A 1182-nucleotide genomic window follows, 5' to 3' on the forward strand; every position below is an offset into this window, starting at 1 on the left:
GTACGAACCCGGCCAGTCCGCCGCAACGCCCGCTGGCGGCGTACCCGCACGCAGCGAGCCGGTGGCGGCCATGGCGACGATCGACCAGGATGTCGAGCCGGGCAGCACCACCACCGCTCAACACCACACCGGCAGCGCCGTGCGTTCCGGCCAGCAGATCTATGCGCGGGACCGCGATCTGGTCGTCACGGCAGCGGTGGCCAATGGCGCGGAAGTCATCGCCGACGGTTCGATCCACATCTACGGCGGCCTTCGCGGTCGCGCCATGGCCGGCGCACAAGGCGACGAATCCGCACGCATCTTCTGCTCCGACTTCCGTGCCGAACTGGTCGCGATCGCCGGGCATTACCGCGTATTCGAAGACATGCCGAAAGAATTCGAGGGCCAGGCCGTGCAATGCTGGCTCGATAATGGAAAACTCATGATCGCGCGCCTGTGACGCGCGGTCCCACGCTTATTCGCGGAGACATCTCTTGACAGAAATCATCGTCGTCACCTCCGGCAAGGGCGGAGTCGGCAAGACCACCACCAGCGCCTCCCTCGCCACCGGTCTCGCGCTCGAAGGCAAAAAAGTCGCCGTCATCGATTTCGACGTCGGCCTGCGCAATCTCGACCTGATCATGGGCTGCGAGCGGCGCGTGGTTTACGACTTCGTCAACGTCGTGCACGGCGAAGCCACGCTCAAGCAGGCCCTGATCAAGGACAAGCGCCACGAGACCCTGTTCGTGCTCGCCGCGTCGCAGACGCGCGACAAGGACGCGCTCACCCAGGAAGGCGTGGAAAAAGTCCTCGACGAGCTGACCAAGGAAAACTTCGACTACGTCGTCTGCGATTCCCCGGCTGGTATCGAAAAGGGCGCGCACCTGGCGATGTACTTCGCCGACCATGCCGTCGTCGTCGTCAACCCCGAAGTCTCCTCGGTGCGCGACTCGGATCGCATCCTCGGCCTGCTCGCCAGCAAGACCCGTCGCGCCGAAAAGGGTGAAACGCCGATCAAGCAGCACCTGCTGCTGACGCGCTACAACCCGAATCGCGTCGAAGCCGGCGAAATGCTCAGCGTGAAGGACGTCGAGGACATCCTCGGTATCAACGTCGTCGGCGTGATTCCGGAATCGGAAAACGTGCTCGCCGCATCCAATGCCGGCGTACCGGTGATTCTCAACGACGACTCCAATGCCGGTC

2 protein-coding genes are annotated in these 1182 nt (G+C 63.7%); both read left to right on the forward strand.

Annotated features, from left to right (window positions below; translation table 11 throughout):
- Window positions 1-439 (forward strand): septum site-determining protein MinC (gene minC / locus AC1DT2_RS23945; protein ID WP_477299188.1); only part of this gene is annotated, 439 nt, incomplete at its 5' end.
- Window positions 440-473: 34 nt separating this feature from the next.
- The coding region (gene minD, locus AC1DT2_RS23950) for a septum site-determining protein MinD (protein ID WP_477299190.1) at window positions 474-1182 on the forward strand (709 nt) is incomplete at its 3' end.

It is taken from the genome of Luteibacter sp. P4_E6, from assembly GCF_056401535.1.